Raw genomic sequence first — 18,492 nt, forward strand, 5'->3', positions numbered from 1 at the left:
TGTTAAGAAGGAGGGGAGGTAAAGTACGATGCAGAAAATCCCTCCCCCCCAAAATCCAGAGCCTACCCTTCCCGATTGGGTAAGGGAAACAGTGACGTGGATCGATGCCAATCTCAATTGGTTGGATCTAGTAACTTTTCTTTTAGGAGTTTTACTCTTACTGGTGTTTTTTCTCATTCTCATGCGGAAGAAAAAGAAAAAGCATGAAGAAGAGCTGACTCAGATGGCTGTCGACTATGAAAAAGGGCTGAGGGAAATGAAAGGGATTCACATGCAAGAAATTCACCGAGCTGAAGGGCGAATCAAAGAGTTTAAGCAAAAGCTTGCCATCGTAGAAGCCGATTATCAAGAGTCAGTGAGTAAACTCGAAAAAAAGTATGAACAAGAGCTCATCGAAATTCAAACGAGCCATTCAAAACGGGTGCAATCGATTGAAAAAGGGCATGCAACAGCTCTTTCCAACACAGATGTGAGTGTGTTTGAATTGAAAAAAGAAATTGCAAACTTACGAAAAAAACAATTGGTCGAAGTGAATCAATTTCAAAGTGAAATCGAAACTCTCAAAACACAGATCAAAAGTCTTCATGAGAACCATGCCAAAGAAATTGAATCATCAGAAATGAAAATTACAGACTTGCGCAAACAGCTTAATGCCCTCATCTATAAGGTGTAAATGATCGAACTCACTGTTTTTGCAATTGTTTCTTTCATTTTAATTGGAATCCTCCTTTCAGGCATGATTCTCTACGCGAAAAAGCGCCTCATCTCAACAAAACCCTGCAAAATTGGAATCAATCATAATGAAGATCTTTCCAAATTTGTTGAGGGAGGGCGCACATTACTTGTCACACTAGCGGAGCAGGGGATTGCCCTTCCTTCCCCTTGCGGAGGGAAAGCAACGTGTAAGCAATGCAAAGTGCAAGTTCTCGAAGGAGGCGGCGATATTTTGGAAACCGACCGGTCATCATTTTCGCCAAAACAACTCAAAGAGGGGTGGCGTCTTTCTTGCCAATGCAAAGTGAAAAATGACTTGGAACTTAAAGTTCCAGAAAGTTTGCTCACACTGCGTGAATTTACTGCAAAAGTGATTTCGAATGAAAACGTTGCAACTTTCATTAAAGAGCTTGTGTTAGAAATTCCCTCAAGTGAAGAAATTCACTACATTCCTGGCGATTATCTTCAATTTCATGTTCCAAGTTATGACACTAATACAGATGCATGGAAAGAGACGATCGATAAGATGTACTTTGAAGATTGGGAGAGGTTTCATCTTTTTGGAGTGCCCATTCAGTTTCATGCGACAGATGAAGAAGTGATTCGAGCCTACTCGATGGCCTCTTATCCAGCAGAAAAAAATCGTCTCAAGTTTAACATCAGAATCGCAACCCCACCCTTTGTCAAAGGAGAGGTTGCAAAAGATATTCCTTGGGGGATCTGTTCGGCTTATATTTTTCAACTGAAAGCAGGGGACACTGTGAAACTCTCAGGCCCTTTTGGTGAGTCACATATGATCGATAATGGACGGGAACTTGTCTTTTTAATTGGAGGGGCAGGCTCTTCTTTTGGGCGGAGTCATATCCTTGATCTTTTTAAAGATAAACAAACAAAAAGGAAAGTCACTCTCTGGTATGGAGCCCGTTCGTTAAAGGAAAACATCTACCAAGAAGAGTACGAGAAACTTGAAAAAGAATTCGAAAACTTCTATTATAAGCTTGTTCTTTCTGAACCGGCTAAAGACGACCTAGCACAAGGTTGGCCGAAAGATGACCCCAAAAAAACGAATTACTTATTTAAAGCTTTTGAGGAAGGTCAATTAAAAGAAATGGAAGAACCGGAAAATTGCCTTTATTACGTTTGTGGCCCACCTCTGCACAATCAAAGTGTGATTCACCTACTCGACGAATATGGCGTTCCGATGGAAAACATTATATTGGATGATTTTGGCTCATGAAAATTCTTGTTGCTCAGTTAAATCCCACTGTGGGGGACTTGGATAAAAACACTCAGAAGATTTTGGACGCCATGGATCATGGTCGCAAAGTGGGTGCTGAGATAGTCCTATGCCCAGAATTATCTATTTGTGGGTACCCTCCAGAAGACTTAGTATATCACCGTTCTTTTATCGACTCTATGGAGCTTCATCTCGAGAGAATTGCCAAAGCTTCGAAAGGCATTACTGTTTTAGTCGGAGTTGCAAGGCGTGCTGTACTTGAAGGAGAAAAACATTTACACAACAGCGCAGCCATCATTAGCAATGGTCATATTCTTGGGTTTCAAGATAAATGGCTTCTTCCCACCTACGATGTTTTTGATGAACGGCGCTACTTTGAACCCGGTCATAGTACTCGAGTCTGGGAAATCGGCGGAAAGCGGGTTGGAGTGATTATCTGTGAAGACATTTGGCAACATGCTGGCTATGTCGATTACACCCGTTATGAACGGGATCCTGTTTTAGCCTTGAAGCCGTTGAAGCCTGATGTTTTACTGAACTTGTCAGCATCCCCTTACCAATTTCAAAAACCCGATATCCGTGTCGATGTGTGCGCAAAAGCAGCAAAGACTTTAGGCTGTCCTGTGATTTTATGCTGTCAAGTTGGCGCAAATGGACAAATTATCTTTGATGGATACAGCGTTCATGTCAACGAAGAAGGAAAGCTCTGTCATCTTGGAAAAGGATTTCAAGAAGACAAAATGCTTGTCGATTTAGAAGCAAACATTTGCCCCTGCCCGTTCAAATACGACACGATGGGAAATTTGGTAGAGGCTCTCTCTTTGGGAGTCAAAGACTATTTTGCCAAGTTTGGATTTTCAAAAGCCTGCTTAGGACTTTCTGGAGGAATTGATTCAGCACTTGTAGCGTATATCGCGAAAAAAGCTCTTGGGAAAGAAAACGTTCTTGGAATCAGCATGCCCTCACGATACACCCGTGAAGGAAGCCGAGATGATGCCAAAGACCTTGCAGAGAGACTTGGCATTCAATTTAAAGAAATCCCGATCGAAGGACCCTTTAACGAGTTTTTAAACTTACTCCAACCCTATTTCGAAGGAAAAGAATCAGATATCACAGAAGAAAATCTTCAAGCACGCATCCGGGGAATCATTCTTATGGCGATGTCGAATAAACATGGATATATCGTTTTAAGTACCGGAAATAAAAGTGAAGTCGCCCTTGGTTATGCGACCCTTTATGGCGATATGTGCGGTGGGCTTGGGGTGATTGCCGATGTGACAAAAACGAAAGTATATGATCTCTGTCGTTACATCAACAAAGTTGAAGGCAAAGAGGTCATTCTCGAATCGATTATCAAGCGAGCTCCTTCTGCAGAACTCCGCCCCGATCAAATTGACTTAGATTCTCTTCCAGAGTATGGCGTGATAGATAATGTCTTAGAGGGATATGTAGAAAATTATCTTTCGATAGATGAGATTTCAGAAAAGTATGGAATCGGGCAAGAGCTAGTCTTAGATCTCGTGCAACGGATTCATGCTGCAGAATACAAGAGACGTCAGGGACCTCCAATCTTACGTGTATCTAAAAAGTCATTTGGAGTTGGACGTCGGTATCCAATTGTCCAGAATTGGCTGTGAGCCAATAGTATGAGCCTAGATTTCAGGATATTAGATCTGAACGCCTAAGTTGTAAAAGGGGAGCTTTTGAAGAGCCAGCTCTGTTAAACTTGCGAGTTGATTTCCAACAAAAGCGATTCCTTTCCCTGCTTGAGACTCTTTAAATATGTGGTAAAAGGAATTTCCTGCCAAAAGACCTGAGAAAATCGAAATCGACATGTCGTCAAGAAGAGTTCTTCCCAAGTAATAATTGAGAGCTGCAAGTGAAAACATCACTCTTGAAGCAGCATAGCCGTCTTCACTTGTGCGTCCTAGGAGTTCTCCTTTTTGAAGAGACTCTAGATTCACAGGAAAAGGAGCGGCAGAGGCCAAAGCTCCAAGGCCCACACCTGTTAAGAATAGAAAAGGGCTTGTGTAGAAATTATAAATGCAACCAACGATGAAAAAAGCTTGAGAAATCTTATCGCTATTTTCTTTAACCTTGGTCACAAGTGATTGAAGAGTTGGGTTATCCGTAGCCGCTTCTTCGATTTTTCCAACGGTGTAAGTTTCAAGAGAGCCAATAATGCTCCCAACTACGCCGGTCACTTCGCCAACAAATTGTGCAAATCTTTGGCTTGGGGGCGATCTTGTTGCATCTGTATCTAGTGACATGTTTTAACCTCAACTCATCAAAAAAACTTATGCAAAAAGTCTAGCATGAATTGAAATAAAAGCGAATGATTAAGAAATTTTTATTCAGAGATTATCTTGCCCGGGCTCTGGTTTTTTTTGCTCATTTTCAAGGTTTTTTTTCTTTTCCCTACCCCCTTTGCCTCGAAAAAGGACCTTCCCTTAAGCAAAAATACCGAGAATTTAAGAGATCTCTCTCCTGAGAATAACCAAAATAAACCCAGAACTTAGGTTATCTTATATTTGCTTTCGCCTTCTTCATAAAGGTCTCCCCCAAAAATGTCGTTGACAACGATAGCAGGAAAATTTTTAATTTTCATACGAAAGACCGCCTCAGTTCCCAAGTCTTCATAAGCCACCACCACAGCTTCTTCGATACATTTACAGAGAAGAGCTGCTGCTCCTTCAATCGCACCAAAGTATACCGCTTGATAGGTTTGGATGGCATTTTTGACTTCCTCTGAGCGACGTCCCTTTCCGATCATCCCTTTGAGGCCTCTCTCGAGTAAAAGGGGAGTATGAGTATCCATTCTTGTAGCTGTGGTTGGCCCTGCAGAACCAATGGGATAGCCTGGCTTTTTGGGCGTTGGTCCCACATAGTAAATCGTTTGACCTTGCACTTCGAAAGGAAGAGGCTTGCCTTTTTGAATCGCCTCGGCAAAGCGGAGATGAGCAGCATCGCGTCCTGTATAAATGGTTCCTGAAATCAAAACGTGATCGCCTGTTTTAAGCGAGTGAATGACTTCATCGGAAAGAGGTGTCTGTATTGAAATCGGCTTCGTCATAACGTTGCCTCAGCGCCACGATGAGAGTGACAGTCAATGTTTATTGCTACAGGAAGATGAGCAATGTGCGCCGGACCAAGCTCGATATGAGCACCCAAACAAGTCGTACGCCCCCCAAACCCCGCAGGCCCGATCCCAAGATTGTTGATTCGTTTTATCAGCTCAGCTTCAATTTCTCGTAGTTTCGGATCTGGATTGGGAACATCTAGCGGCCAAAGTAGAGCCCGTTGAGCGAGAAGAGCTGCTTGCGCAAAAGGGCCACCCATTCCAATTCCGAGCGTCATGGGAGGACTTGCATTGGCGCCGGCTTTCTCAACAGTCTCGACAATGAAGTTCATCACTCCTTCAAGACCTGCAGCCGGTTCGAAGATCTTTAATGCGCTCCTCATGTCACAGCCACCCCCCTTCACTAAAAGAGAGATTTTAAATGTTTCTCCAGGAACAAGAGTGTAATTGATCGTAGCTGGCGTGTTGTCGCCCGTGTTTTTGCGCGTCAGAGGGTCATTGACAATAGACATTCTCAAATACCCTTCTTTATACCCTCTTCGAACCCCTTCATTCAATGCGTCAGTAAGGCCGTCACCTTCAATGCGCACCTCTTGTCCTAGTTCCACAAAAAGGACGGCATATCCGGTGTCTTGGCAAAAGGGAAGCTTTTCGCACCGTGCAATTTCACTGTTTTCAACGAGCTGAGCCAAAACCTCTCTTCCAACAGGAGAAGGTTCTGTTTTTTGAGCTTGTTTTAATGCTTTTACAGTATCACAGCGAAGATTGCAGCAGCCTTCAATACAAAGGTCTCTTACAGTCTCAATGATTTTGTCGGTATGAATAGTTCTCATACTTTTTGTTATATAGCGCAATTAGAGAGTGTCGTCAAATAAAACCTAGTGCTCTATAACAAAAAATTCCATAGCTAATTTGATCCAGATTTTCGCTGAATTTTTCTCTCCCAAAATCGACCACATTGTCCATGAGACAAGGCGAAATTTTAAAGAAGCAAAGGGCGTCAAAAGATGGATGAGTAGTGGTGAAGAATTTTTGAGACAGAGTACTAGCGCCTTGTAATGGACGATACCTCTTAACTTTCATCCCAGAAAAAAGGAAGAACAGCTGCAATGTCATCTACTTGATACCGCAGCATCATCAAACGATCAAATCCGATGGCAATGCCATAACTATCTGGGAGTCCGGACTCAAGTGCTTTTAAGAAAAAAGGATCGATGGGGAGCTCTTCTTTTCCTAATGCAAGGCGTTTTTGGTTTGCCTCTCTAAGTCGCCGTTTTTGCTCTATCGGATCGCAGAGTTCATGATACCCATTTCCCAGTTCCATTTGCCCAAAAGAGACTTCAAAGCGTCTTGCCACTTCTTCTCCTTTGACGATGTGTGTTTGCGCAAGCATCGCTTGAGACTTGGGAAAGTCGGTCACAACCATGAGTTTGTCATTACCAAAATGGGGTTCAATTCCACATCCCCAAAGAAGGTTGAGTAGCTCTTCACGGTCTTCAGTTGTTGCGTCAATGCCTAGATCTTGCATCTTTTTCTTCAACTCGTTTTCTGTGGCATTCAGAGAATCGATATTCAAATAGTTTTCAAATGCAGCACGGTAAGTGATGAGTTCATAAGAAAGGGGCCCGAGAAAGAGGGCAATCAAATCGACAACTTCAACCAAAAAAGCTTCGAATGTAACCCCTGGTCGGTACCATTCGACTAAAGTGAATTCAGGATTGTGCTTTTTCCCCGCTTCACCCTTGCGGTAGACATGAGACAGTTGGTAAATAGGCCGAGCCTTACGCGCTAGAAGTCGCTTCATACCATATTCAGGCGAAGAATGGAGGTAACCTTGCTTCTCTTCTCCTAGATCAACGGAGAAGAGATCAATGTAGGCATCAATAGGAGCGTAGTGAGAGAGGAGGGGACAATCAACTTCAAGAACCCCTCGCTCGTAAAAAAAGTTGCGCACAGCTCGAAACATGTCTGCGCGCTCTTGCAATAGAGAGTTAGACGCGGGAGACATACTCCCCAGTGCGTGTGTCGACTTTGACAACTTCACCTTCATCGATGAAAATGGGAACCTGAATTTTTGCCCCAGTTTCTGTGATCGCAGGCTTCAAAACGCGCCCCGAAGCAGTGTCACCTTTAACCCCAGGGGAGGTTTCTGTGATTTTCATCTCCATGAAGGTAGGAGGAGCGACATCAACGACAGTCCCTTTGTAAAGGACTAGGTCGTAAAGTGTTTCCTCCATGAGGTAAGCCTCAGTACTTCCAATAGCCGAAAGCGGAACATGCAATTGGTCGAATGTTTCGTCATGCATGAAGACAACATCTGTTCCTTCTCGATAGAGCATACGCATTTTCGTCTCTTCAACGTCGGCGAGATCAAGCTTTTCACCTGATCTAAAGGTTCGCTCTACCACTCTTCCCGAGGTGAGATGCTTGAGCTTGGTTCGGGTAAATGCTTGCCCTTTTCCTGGCTTGACAAATTCGACATTGACGATAGTGTAGGGATCTCCGTCAACCTCGACCTTCATTCCAGATTTGAATTCATTGGTACTCACTTGAGCCATTAACGTTCCTTTTTCATGATTTCACTAGAGCCATTGTGATAGAATGAGGCTTAAATTTCAATTCCTACTCGTAAGTTTTTGTCGATTTAAAAGGATCTTTTCTAGTGTGGACAGGTGAAGAGGGGGAGCTTGAGCGCAAAGGCTCACTGCTACGACGATGTTTTTCGGGATCGTAAGGATGACGTGAGTGAGGATTTAAGGGACTGTGTCCGTTTACCTCATTGACAGCATTGTCAAGTGCTTTAAAGATCACCCAAGCAAGACCAGCTTTGAGACTCCATTCTGCAACGGGAATTAAAGTTTTACGTACAAAATGGAATGGGATGCGTCCTAAAGTAAATTGGATTCCCCAGATTCCTAATGATGTTGTCATAGTGGCAATCATGACAGCTGTGAAGCGCGCCTGTGGGCTTTCATATGTTGCATATTCAAATGCAGCAGCAGTGTGTGTCATTAAATTCCCCACTGCTTTGAACAAGGGAAGATTAGACGTTGAAGTTATTAAGTTCTTCAAAGAAGAAGAACTAGTTGTTGGGGTGGTTTGAGACATAGAGAACTCCTATCATTATAATTAATCATGGTTCTTTTTGCCTCTCTCTCAACTCTTCCTCCTTCTGATATCGATCTAAATTTACACCTTGGTATCTACTAAGGGATTATATGTAGAACTACTGAAGATCGGACTACCACAACCCAATCCCGAAGGGGATCTCATGCTTTCCGCATACTTTCTTAGAGCTTGTGGATCATGTGCATTTTCAGAAGTAAATGTTATCAAATGGAGAAGACGTTCGCTGGCAAGATGCAAATTTTGTTGGGTTTCTTCTGCTTTTCTTCGAAGATCAGTTAACAATCGTTTTTGCTCTTCAATATCTTCTTTGAGCTCTCGTTTTTCTTCGTTCCCTTCTTCGATTTCTTCTTTAAGCTTTTCTAAGGATTCTGTTTGCTCTCGAATCACCCTTTGTAATTCATCGGAATATTCACCTAAAACACGTCGCATCTCTAGGACTTGTGCTCTGTGGTCTACATTATTTTGAAAGAAGGTTTCATTCTCAAAACCAAGTCGAGCAATATGTTGATGATTTTCTTCTAATTGTCTTGAAAACGTATCAACTTCATGTTCAAGATGGTTGACATGGGTTTCCATGCTTTTAGCAATTCTTCCCAAAGAAAATTTTGCAAGAGAATCATCTGTGTAGATTTTTCCCATCACAGTTGTTGCAAGAAGTCCTGAATGGGTCAGACCACCTGCGAATTCTCCTTTGAAAAACCTTTTTGATGCTTGAAGCGTCAGGATAAGCATGGCTCCAAAAAAGATATAAGACTGCCAGTTATCCAATTCAATGATATTTCGAAGACCTAAAGTCCCTTTTCCCTCCGAAGAAGGATTATAAAGTGGTTTGCTCTCAACGCCACTTGTGCGTGTAGAATTTGGGATGCTTAAATGACTCATTTTCCAACCCTGCTGCTAAGTTTTATAAGATAGCTTAGAGAATTTGTGAAAAGTTTGTAAAGATAAAAATTCAGTCTAAGAAAAAAAAAGAAGTTTGAAGATATGGCGAGGTCGTTGTATGAGGAAAGAAGACGGTCTTTGAAAATGTGAGAGAATGGTAGCCGAAGAACTGCACGAAGAGCAATTTGCTAAAGAGACGCTCGAAAGGTATTCAGGCTCGCCCGCGAGTGATTACCAATCAAACCTGATTTTAACCAACTTTCCTCGCTATGTCGATCACTTTGCAAAAGAAAGAGGAGTGGCGGTTCACGAAGGGTCCATGTTCAAAGTCGCTCATTCTCCTGAAGAAGAGATTTCTATTCTCGACTTTAAAATTGGTTCTCCAGCGGCAGCGCTTGTGATCGATTTATGCTCATTTCTCAATATTAAATCAGCGATACTCCTTGGAATGTGTGGCGGATTGCGACGCCGTTATCAAATTGGAGATTACCTCGTTCCTGTAGCGAGTATTCGAGCAGAAGGGACATCCGATTTCTATTTTCCCTCAGAAGTCCCCGCCCTTGCCAATTTTCTCATGTTGAAAGCGGTAACAGATGTTTTGGAGGCGGAGAAGTCTAACTATCACATCGGGATCACCTATACAACCAATCTTCGTTTTTGGGAGTATAATGAAAAATTTATTGAAGAGCTTAAAGCCTCTCGCGCTCAAGCGATCGAGCTGGAGTGTGCCACCTTGTTCATGGCAAGCTATAAGCGGAAGTTTACTTTAGGAGCTCTCCTTCTTGTTTCAGACCTTCCTTTGAATCGAGATCAGATCAAAACAAAAAAAAGCTCGGAGTTTGTTTTTGAAAATTTTATGCCTGATCACATTGAAAAAGGAGTCGCAATTATAAAACAGTCTCGAGTCATGCAATCGAAAAAAATCAAAGGTGCCTACCACCGTAATATCGATATGTAACTTGACTTCATTATCCTTCATCATTTAGTATGTAAAGTCATTTTAATAGTTGAACCTAAACGGTTACATTCAATGCAGAAAGCATTTCTGACCTCAACAATTTTCGCTTTCGCTACCGGCGTACGTACGGGGGGATCCCCCCTATACACTTGACAAGCACATTTGTATCTGAAACTTTTTTAATCAATTAGAGGTCAAAATGAATCACATTAGAGAACATTGGAGCTCTCGCATCGGATTCCTGATGGCGGCGATCGGATCGGCGATCGGTCTCGGGATATTGTGGAAGTTCCCTTACACTGTTGGTGAGAACGGTGGAGGACTTTTTCTTCTATCGTATTTTATCTGTCTCATCATTGTAGGTGTTCCTATTCTTATAGCCGAACTCATCTTAGGACGGCGTACTCAAAGAGCTGCTGTTGGAGCTTTTCAAACACTTGACCGCAAAGCCTCTGGCTGGAAAGTTGCAGGGTGGTTTGGCGTTTTAGCGTCTTTTTTAATTATGTCATTCTACAGCGTCATTGCTGGTTGGGGGATGAGCTACATTCTCATGTCGCTGACCGGTTTTTACCAGAATCTCTCGGGCGATGAAGTGGCAAAAGTGTTCACTTCTCTTTCGACTTCCGGAGAGATTTCTCTTTTTTGGCACTTTTTCTTTACTTTGATCACCGTTGGGATCGTGATGTCAGGAGTTCGCAAAGGGATCGAGCGTTGGGCCAAAATCATGACCAAAGTTCTTCTTGTATTACTTGTTCTCCTTTTTCTCTATGCTCTTACCCTAAAAGGATTTCCGAAAGCGGCGCAGTTTATCTTTCATCCAGTGTTAAGTGATTTCAAACTTTCGAGTTTGATCGAGGCTTTGGGGTTGGCTTTTTGGACATTGAGCATTGGGCAAGGGATCATGATCAGCTACGGCAGCTACATGCGGCGTAGTGAAAGTATTGTTCAGCTTTCAGGAGTTATTGCCTTTTCAGTGATAGTTGTTGCTATTCTGTCAGCTCTGATGATTTTTCCCGTCGTGTTTACTTTTGGCCTTGAGCCTCAGTCGGGTTATGGGCTCGTGTTTAAGACGCTCCCTTTCCTTTTTGCTAAGCTTCCTGGATCGCTGGTTCTTTCGACCATGTTTTTTACCCTCTTTGTGTTCACTGCATTGACATCTGCGATTCCACTTATTGAGGTAGTCGCATCGAATTTGATGGAGCTTTACAAAATGACCCGTAAAAGAGCAGTCATTCTTGTCGGAATTGCCTGTTTTGTTTTTGGAATCCCAAGTGCCTATGCGAATGCACACACCATCTTTCCTGATTGGGAAGGGATTTATGGGATGGACTTTTTAAAAACCGTTGATAATTTGGTTTCGATTTGGGTCATTCCAATTGGGGGATTAATGACAGCTATCTTTGTCGGTTGGTTTATGGACAGAGAGATTGCAAAAGAAGAGTTTTTATTGGGAACGCGTCTTCGTTTTTTATGGTATCCATGGCGTTTTTTTATGAGGTACGTAGTTCCTCTCACCATCTTAATTATTATTATCCAAAAGAGCGGGCTTTATAATTTTGATTCGCTCTTACATTACATTGTGGGGAATAGATGAGTCATACTAGAGAACATTGGGGATCACGTCTTGGATTTATTTTAGCAGCTGTCGGATCGGCAATTGGTTTAGGGGTTCTTTGGAAATTTCCCTACACCGTAGGAAATAATGGGGGAGGACTTTTTCTCTTCACTTATTTTATTTGTATTATCGCGATTGGAATTCCTGTTCTGATTGGTGAGCTTTTACTTGGGCGGAAAAGTCAGCGAGCAGCTGTCGGTGCCTTTGCGACTTTAACGGAAGAAAAACCACGCTGGAAAGTAGCTGGTTGGCTTGGAGTGATTTCCTCTTTTCTCATCATGTCGTATTACAGTGTGATCGCTGGATGGGGCATGAGCTACATTCTCATGTCGCTCAGTGGATTTTATCACAACCTCTCTTCAACAGATATGGCCTCTGTTTTTCAAAAGCTTTCTGAATCGGGTAGCATCACTGTTTTTTGGCATTTTCTCTTTACGGTGATTACGATGGGAATCGTCTTAAGTGGGGTTCGCAAAGGGATTGAGTTTTGGTCAAAAATCATGACTCGCGCACTGTTTGCCATCTTGTTTTGCCTTTTTCTCTATAGCATGACCCTGGAAGGTTTTGGAAAAGCTGCCCATTTTATCTTTTACCCTGACCTGGCTCGCTTCAAATTTTCGAGTGTTTTAGAAGCCTTGGGATTAGCCTTCTTTACCCTTAGTTTAGGGCAAGGGATCATGATTAGTTACGGCAGTTATATGCGTAAGCAAGAAAACATTCCGCAAATGGCGTGTGTCATCGGATTTTCAGTGATTATTGTTGCCATTTTGGCAGCCTTAACGATTTTTCCGGTCATCTTTACTTTTGGCTTCCAACCGGAGCAAGGAACAGGTTTGATTTTCAAAACTTTGCCGTACCTCTTTGCTCAACTTCCGGGAGCCTTAGTTGTTTCGACCATTTTCTTTACCCTCTTTGTCTTTACGGCGCTTACCTCAGCCATTCCCTTTATCGAAGTTGTGGCAACGAACTTGATGGAGCTTTTAGGCTGGTCGCGAAAAAAAGCTGTGCTTATCGTAGCTGCGTCTACCTTTACTTTTGGTATTCCGAGCGCGCTTTCGAACTCGCATGAAATTTTCCGCGATTGGCAAAGCATTTATGGAATTAACTTTCTCGATACGATTGATAATCTGGTCTCTGTTTGGATCATTCCTATTGCTGGATTACTCACGGCAATCTACATTGGGTGGGTGCTGAAGCGGGACATTCCTAAAAATGAGTTTCCCTTTGGGAAAAAATGGCATTTTTATTTTCTCCTCTGGCGCTTTTTCATCAAATGGATCATTCCCATCACAATTTTCTTGATCATCTTGCAAAAAAGTGGACTGGTTGACTTTGATTATATTTTCGGTCTCTCGAGATAGCTTTTTTACCCCACAAAAAATCGCAGGAGTCTGTAGTATTGATGTGTTATTATTTATTTTAACCTAGGAATATGAGGCCACTTAAGATCGGCAAATTACGGCGCTTTGGCGCAGCCGAAAATCCAACTTTTGAAGTAGTTTGAGTATAATGTTCGATTGTTAAGAGATGGTCTTCATGGATTGAAGTTATAATTTCTCTCTGTGAACTCTGTGGTAATAAATATCTAAATTTTTTGTAAAAAACTTTTTTTCAAGATTATCTTTAAATTGTGATTTTTTTCTCGTTAAAGCTATAATTCTCTTATGAATTTTGAGGCATTATAATGAGTTCAGCAATTGTCGCGAAAAGCCCAAGCGGTCTGCTGCTCGATCTTCGAGACCAAAGTTTACCACTTGAAGCAAGGAGAAAGGACAGTTTGCCTTCTCAAATTGAAACTTGTCCAAAAGAGATGCTTGGATCGGTTGTCTGTGTTGAGCGGTTTGCTTCAGATCTTCTCTCAAAAGTTGAATGCGCCGTAGGCTCTGTAAAATTAAAACTTTTACTTCCCGTTGAAACCTATTCTATTGGAGCTCTTTGGTGGCGTCAGTCTTTTGTTTTAACAAAAGATTTGCACAAGTTAGGAATCGATGCTACTCGGTTTTCGATAGTAAAGATTGCTGAAGGAGAAGCAGTTTCCGTTGATGAGTTAGCCCAGCAACACATAGAGGTGACTCATGATCGCAATTACGTTGCAAAATGGTACCCAACTTCCAAAACGATTAGAATCTCAGCTTTGAAGCTTCGATGTGCGTTTCCATTAGTGCTCTTTGAATTGACAAATGCTTCTTTTAATCGGGAACTTCAAGCAATTTCGCTTCTCCCTAAAGTAGACCAAGTGGAGAAAATTGAGCGGTTAGAGTTTGAGACCACAAAAGCTGTCAGAGAAAGACTGGAAAAGATCTCGCCTCATGTAAATATTTATCAGTTCACCCATCGTCACTTTGAGCTCCACTATTTGCATCAAGAATTGAAGGGACATGTTGAGATTTCGGCAAATTATGTGAGGACCCAGGTCCCATCCAAGTGGCCTTATTTTATTAATAAAAGTGAAAGAAGTGAGCTTGCGCAAATCATTGATCTCCATATTTTGTCACTCTATGGGCCTCTAAGTGAAAAAGAGCGCCGAGAGAAGAAGCTAAATGAATTAACAAGTCGTCTTGAAGGAAATCTTCAAAAAAATTGGGATTGGTATTTATCCCTATACAAAACAATTACACAGAAGGAATCAACCCATGTCTTTTAATACGCGTACAGTTAAAGGAGATCCATTCCCAGCTGAAGTTCCTGACTTTCTTATGCGAGGCGAAAGTTTATTTGGTGAAGTCAGGGAAGCTAAGCCGCAGATCCCACGTCAAATTTTAGGTTTTCCTCCACTTCTTAATGATGCAGTGAAGATTCTTTTTTCAGAGGGGAATCCCTTTGATGAATATGCGCATGCTCATGGAGAGCATTATCATTTCACGGTGGCTGTTGATGTCGACGTTCAAGATGGGCATGTAAAAACAGCAGACCTTGAAAAGTTTGGACTTCATTACGAAGGAGAAACTGTTTCAAAACAAGTTCTGCTAAAAGATCTCATTCTTCCTAGGAAACTCACAACAGAAGCTGATTGGACAGTTCTATCTAGTCATCCAAAGAATCCTAATATTACAGTCCGTTTAGCTCCTCACTCATCGCTGAATGGTACAGAGCATTTAATGGCGCGGATGATTTATGGATTGCACAAGGTGATGTGGCGAAATGATTTGAAAAGCTTGGAAAAGAGTGAGCTTTCTTACGAATCAAAAGTCCGAGCTAAAGAGCAATATCGGCTGGATTTTGAGGGGGCTGTGGAAAGTTGTTTGCATAAGTATGGAGTTCAAGGAAAGTTACATTTTGATCTTACGCCAGCTCCAGTCGATCTTACAGAAAGATTTTTTCGAGCTTACGTCCAGTACTGCAGGGACCCAGAAACAACTGCTCTTCAAGAGATCATAGAATGGGGACAACAAAACTCTCATCTATCTGAAGTACAGAAGTTATATCAAGTTGCTAAAGAGCTAGGGATTATTTCCTAATTCGAAGCCGAAGGTGAGCATTTGCAATACCTTTTCCTCGAGCTGCTGAGGCGTATCGAACGGAGGGAGAAACGTCTTCCGATCGATTGTTTCTTTTCCGACTTGTCTTTGCACAGTCAAGCTTGTGGTATCAAATTTGAGCAAAGTAAACTGATGCTGCGAGGCAAAGACGCGGATTCGGCTTAAATGCTTGAGCCAAATCGTTGGCTCAGGCAGTTTCCCAAAACGATCTTCTAATTCCTTAAAGAGTTCTTCGACATCATCTTGCGACGCTGTTTCTCCAAGGCGGTGGTAAATTTCCATGCGCAGGTTGGTTTCTGGAATGTAGGTACTCGGTAGGTTTGCAGCATACTGAAATTCCATGCGGGTGTCGTAAAACGTGGGCGAGACATGCTTTTTTAAGGTGTCAACGGCCCGTTTAAGAAGTTTGCAGTAGAAGTGGAACCCGATGGTCGAGACGTTGCCCGATTGTTGCACTCCAAGGAGATCGCCTGCACCGCGGATTTCTAAATCGCGCATAGCAAGTTTCATCCCGCCACCAAAGCCCGAGGTTTCAATGAGAGCTTGAAGACGTTTACGTGAGATCTCGTGCAGTTCCCGAGATTTGGGAACGAGAAAGTAGGCATAGGCAGGGCGGTTCCAGCGCCCAACACGGCCGCGCAATTGGTACAGGTCGGCCATACCATACATGTCGGCGCGGTCAATCAAGATGGTGTTTGCGTTCGGAATGTCGATCCCGTTTTCGACAATGGTAGTCGCAATGAGGATGTCCACTTCCCCTTGCTTGAACTTGTGGAAGATGGCGTCAATTTCATCGGCTGCCATTTGACCATGGACGACGGCTAAGCGGGCAGAGGGGAGAAGCTTTTGCATGTCGTCAGCAATGCGGTAAATCGATTCAACCCGATTGTGGATGACATAGGCTTGACCATCACGCGCTAGCTCTCGTAAGAGAGCGTTTTTCATGAGTTCATTTTCTTTTTCGGCGAGGATCGTTTTGATGGGGAGGCGGTCGTGGGGGGGTGTGTTGATCACAGACATGTCGCGGGCGCCAACAAGAGAAAAGTAGAGAGTGCGGGGGATGGGAGTGGCTGATAAAGTAAGGCAGTCAACACCAATTTTTGCTTTTTTCAGGTGCTCTTTTGCGCGCACGCCAAACCGTTGCTCTTCATCGATGATGATCAGCCCGAGATTTTTAAATCCCACATCTTGACTGATGATCCGGTGGGTTCCAATCAGAATGTCAACAGATCCTTGAGCGACACCTTCTAATGTCTTTTTCATCTCTTTTGGTTTCACGAAGCGGGAAGCAACGCCGATTCGAACTGGAAAGCTTTCCATCCGCTTGCAAAAGTTTTCGTAGTGCTGCATTGCAAGGACAGTTGTGGGAACGAGGACGGCAACTTGTTTGCCTCCGTCGATCACAGCCTTGAAAGCAGCACGCATGGCAACTTCTGTTTTCCCATAGCCGACATCTCCACAAATGAGGCGGTCCATAGCTTTGGGAGAGGCCATATCTTGCTTGATTTCTTGAATGGCTCGGATTTGATCGTCGGTTTCGGTAAAAGGGAACTCGTCTTCAAAGAGAAACATCTCTTCCGAGTCGGGCGGATAAATGAAGCCCCCTTTGGCTTCTCGGCTGGCTTGTATGTTGAGCAGGTCGCGGGCATAGCCTACAATTGCTTTTTGAGCTTGGACTTTGGCATTGAGCCATTTTTTTGTGCCAAGAGTGTGCAACTTGGGAGCTTGTTCGCTTGTACCGATGTAGCGGCTAATCAAATGAGATTGAGACAGAGGAACGTATAGTTTGCTTCCTTCAGCGTACTCAAGGATCATGAATTCTTCTTCATGACCGAGATGGTTTTTTTGCTTTTCGATTCCAAGGAATTTGCCTATTCCGTTGTGAAAATGGACGACGAGATCTCCTTTATCAAGCTGATGAAATTCAGATGCAGGAGTGTGATAGGAGCTACGCCATTTTTCGCGGTGAACTTTGTACCGCTTTGTCAGTTCTGTATAGGGGAGAATCGTGAGATCTCCCAACACAAAGCCACTAGAGAGGTAACCATTGTGAAACGTCGGAGAAACAGGAAGAGAAAGTTCTTTGATTTTTTCTTGAAGAGCCCGTTTTTCTGCTTCAGAGTCGGTTAAAAAGTGGAGTGTTTTGCTATGACGTAAGACAGCTTCGAGTCTCTGCTCTTCTTCAACATCATCCCAATAAGCTGTTTTAACTGTGAGGAAAGGATGGTGAATCCGTTTGGATGTATGTTTGATGTCAAAGAGGTCAAATGTCACAGATTGATTTCTTCCTGAACCTTCAGATAATTTTTCAAGTGGGTCCTTGGTGAAGTAGATTTTTTGACATTTTTCAGAGCGTTTGAAAAGTTCTTCTAAGGAAAGAATGAGGGGAGTTTTTGCTCCTGGCAGATCTTTAATCGAAACCCAACGGTCTTCAATTGCAAGCAAGTCATCTAAAACAAAGGTGGTATTGTCACCTAAATAATCGAACAGAGTGCAAGGGGTGGGTTCATCTTGAATCAACTTGAGTTCATTAGCGGGGACGATAATCGCTTCTTCCCGTTTTGCGATCGATTTTTGGCTAACGGGATCATAGGTGCGGATTTCTTCGATTTCATCTCCAAAAAAATCGATACGGCAAGGGTCGTAGGCTGAAACTGAAAAGATATCGAGGATGCCACCACGGATGGCAAACTCTCCTTTGTCTGCAGCAATGCTTTCGCGTCTATAGCCTAAACGGGTGAGCATTTCGGGTAAGTCTTCAAACGGAAGTGTGTCTCCTTTTTTCCACTTGAGAAGAAGGCTTTGCAAATTTTTTGGACAGCAAACTTTTTGCAAAATCGCTTGAAGGGGAGCTAAAACAATCGCAGGTTTTTTTTTCGAAGAAAGAGCATCTAAAATTTCAAACCGCTTTCCAATGATGTCGGGACTAGGTGTGATTTCTTCACCTGGTAATGTTTCCCATGAAGGAAAAGCATAAACGGGAAATGAAGAAAAGTAATTGAGATCGTCGAGAAGGCGCGTTTCACGATCACCCCCTGTGAGAATTAATACGTTTCGGTTTTGTGCAAGCGCAGCACATAAAATGAGAATTGCTTTTGGAGCATCCCAAAGGCCTTCAAAAAGAAGGGATGGCTCATTTTTAAAATGAGTTTTAACAGTGTGGATGAAAGAATGTTTTTCAATCAGAGTCAACATAGAGGAAAAGTGTAGCACAAAGAGAAATTTACCTTTCCTTTATTTTTTTATTTTGTTATGATCTCTATCAAATAGCATAAGATATAGGCTGTTTGTGGGGAAAGGAGGCAATATCTCTATTGCTGAAAATAGAGCATGCTAGACGTAATGTTAAAGAAAATACTTTAACTCGACCCTCCATCTATTCTCAAAACAAAGTCTTTA

Annotated in this window: 16 protein-coding genes; 8 read left to right on the forward strand and 8 right to left on the reverse strand. The window is 42.7% G+C overall.

What is annotated here, in order from left to right:
* Positions 1 to 28 precede the first annotated feature (28 nt).
* The 3 genes from SNE_RS02505 to SNE_RS02515 are packed head-to-tail and all read left to right on the forward strand — an operon-like array spanning position 29 to position 3,588.
* Positions 29 to 673, forward strand: coding sequence for a hypothetical protein (locus SNE_RS02505; protein WP_013942740.1), 645 nt, complete (start codon positions 29 to 31; stop codon positions 671 to 673).
* Positions 674 to 1,951, forward strand: a complete 1,278-nt coding sequence (gene nqrF / locus SNE_RS02510) for an NADH:ubiquinone reductase (Na(+)-transporting) subunit F (RefSeq protein WP_013942741.1) — start codon at positions 674 to 676, stop codon at positions 1,949 to 1,951.
* Entirely contained in the window at positions 1,948 to 3,588 is a 1,641-nt protein-coding gene (locus tag SNE_RS02515) for an NAD+ synthase (protein WP_013942742.1), read from the forward strand. The genes nqrF and SNE_RS02515 overlap by 4 nt, the downstream gene beginning before the upstream one ends.
* Positions 3,589 to 3,618: 30 nt before the next feature.
* Here the strand turns inward: SNE_RS02515 and SNE_RS02520 are convergent, their stop codons facing one another.
* The 7 genes from SNE_RS02520 to SNE_RS02550 all read right to left on the reverse strand — a co-directional run bounded on the left by SNE_RS02520 (position 3,619) and on the right by SNE_RS02550 (position 9,041).
* Positions 3,619 to 4,221, reverse strand: a complete 603-nt coding sequence (locus SNE_RS02520) for a hypothetical protein (protein ID WP_013942743.1) — start codon at positions 4,219 to 4,221, stop codon at positions 3,619 to 3,621.
* Positions 4,222 to 4,466: 245 nt separating this feature from the next.
* Complete coding sequence (locus SNE_RS02525; RefSeq protein ID WP_013942745.1) at positions 4,467 to 5,024, reverse strand: Fe-S-containing hydro-lyase; 558 nt, start codon at positions 5,022 to 5,024, stop codon at positions 4,467 to 4,469.
* Positions 5,021 to 5,863, reverse strand: coding sequence for a fumarate hydratase (locus SNE_RS02530; protein ID WP_013942746.1), 843 nt, complete (start codon positions 5,861 to 5,863; stop codon positions 5,021 to 5,023). Before SNE_RS02530 ends, SNE_RS02525 begins: the two co-directional genes overlap by 4 nt.
* Positions 5,864 to 6,102: 239 nt before the next feature.
* Positions 6,103 to 7,038 carry an EF-P lysine aminoacylase EpmA gene (gene epmA / locus SNE_RS02535; RefSeq protein ID WP_013942748.1) on the reverse strand — a complete coding sequence of 312 codons (936 nt, stop codon included), beginning with the start codon at positions 7,036 to 7,038 and terminating at the stop codon, positions 6,103 to 6,105.
* Positions 7,022 to 7,588 carry an elongation factor P gene (gene efp / locus SNE_RS02540; protein WP_013942749.1) on the reverse strand — a complete coding sequence of 189 codons (567 nt, stop codon included), beginning with the start codon at positions 7,586 to 7,588 and terminating at the stop codon, positions 7,022 to 7,024. The genes epmA and efp overlap by 17 nt, the downstream gene beginning before the upstream one ends.
* Before the next feature lie 64 nt (positions 7,589 to 7,652).
* Positions 7,653 to 8,138 (reverse strand): hypothetical protein, encoded by a 486-nt coding sequence (locus SNE_RS02545; protein WP_013942750.1) that lies wholly within the window; start codon positions 8,136 to 8,138, stop codon positions 7,653 to 7,655.
* An 81-nt stretch (positions 8,139 to 8,219) separates the two neighbouring features.
* Positions 8,220 to 9,041 carry a hypothetical protein gene (locus SNE_RS02550; protein ID WP_013942751.1) on the reverse strand — a complete coding sequence of 274 codons (822 nt, stop codon included), beginning with the start codon at positions 9,039 to 9,041 and terminating at the stop codon, positions 8,220 to 8,222.
* A gap of 154 nt (positions 9,042 to 9,195) precedes the next feature.
* Between SNE_RS02550 and SNE_RS02555 the strand changes: the two genes are divergently transcribed.
* From SNE_RS02555 to SNE_RS02575, 5 genes are all read left to right on the forward strand, one after another.
* Complete coding sequence (locus tag SNE_RS02555) at positions 9,196 to 9,999, forward strand: AMP nucleosidase (RefSeq protein ID WP_013942752.1); 804 nt, start codon at positions 9,196 to 9,198, stop codon at positions 9,997 to 9,999.
* A gap of 199 nt (positions 10,000 to 10,198) precedes the next feature.
* A complete protein-coding gene (locus tag SNE_RS02560) occupies positions 10,199 to 11,593 on the forward strand; it encodes a sodium-dependent transporter (RefSeq protein WP_013942753.1) in 1,395 nt (464 codons plus the stop codon).
* On the forward strand, positions 11,590 to 12,975 hold the full coding sequence (locus SNE_RS02565) for a sodium-dependent transporter (RefSeq protein ID WP_013942754.1): 1,386 nt from the start codon (positions 11,590 to 11,592) through the stop codon (positions 12,973 to 12,975). The genes SNE_RS02560 and SNE_RS02565 overlap by 4 nt, the downstream gene beginning before the upstream one ends.
* A 323-nt stretch (positions 12,976 to 13,298) precedes the next feature.
* Positions 13,299 to 14,258: a hypothetical protein gene (locus SNE_RS02570; protein ID WP_013942755.1), complete on the forward strand. Its 960-nt coding sequence runs from the start codon at positions 13,299 to 13,301 to the stop codon at positions 14,256 to 14,258.
* Positions 14,248 to 15,072, forward strand: a complete 825-nt coding sequence (locus tag SNE_RS02575; RefSeq protein WP_013942756.1) for a hypothetical protein — start codon at positions 14,248 to 14,250, stop codon at positions 15,070 to 15,072. Before SNE_RS02570 ends, SNE_RS02575 begins: the two co-directional genes overlap by 11 nt.
* Here SNE_RS02575 and mfd read toward each other — a convergent pair.
* On the reverse strand, positions 15,055 to 18,288 hold the full coding sequence (mfd, locus tag SNE_RS02580; RefSeq protein WP_013942757.1) for a transcription-repair coupling factor: 3,234 nt from the start codon (positions 18,286 to 18,288) through the stop codon (positions 15,055 to 15,057). The genes SNE_RS02575 and mfd overlap by 18 nt on opposite strands.
* Positions 18,289 to 18,492 lie beyond the last annotated feature (204 nt).

The sequence above is a fragment of the Simkania negevensis Z genome, assembly GCF_000237205.1.
GTDB lineage: Bacteria > Chlamydiota > Chlamydiia > Chlamydiales > Simkaniaceae > Simkania > Simkania negevensis.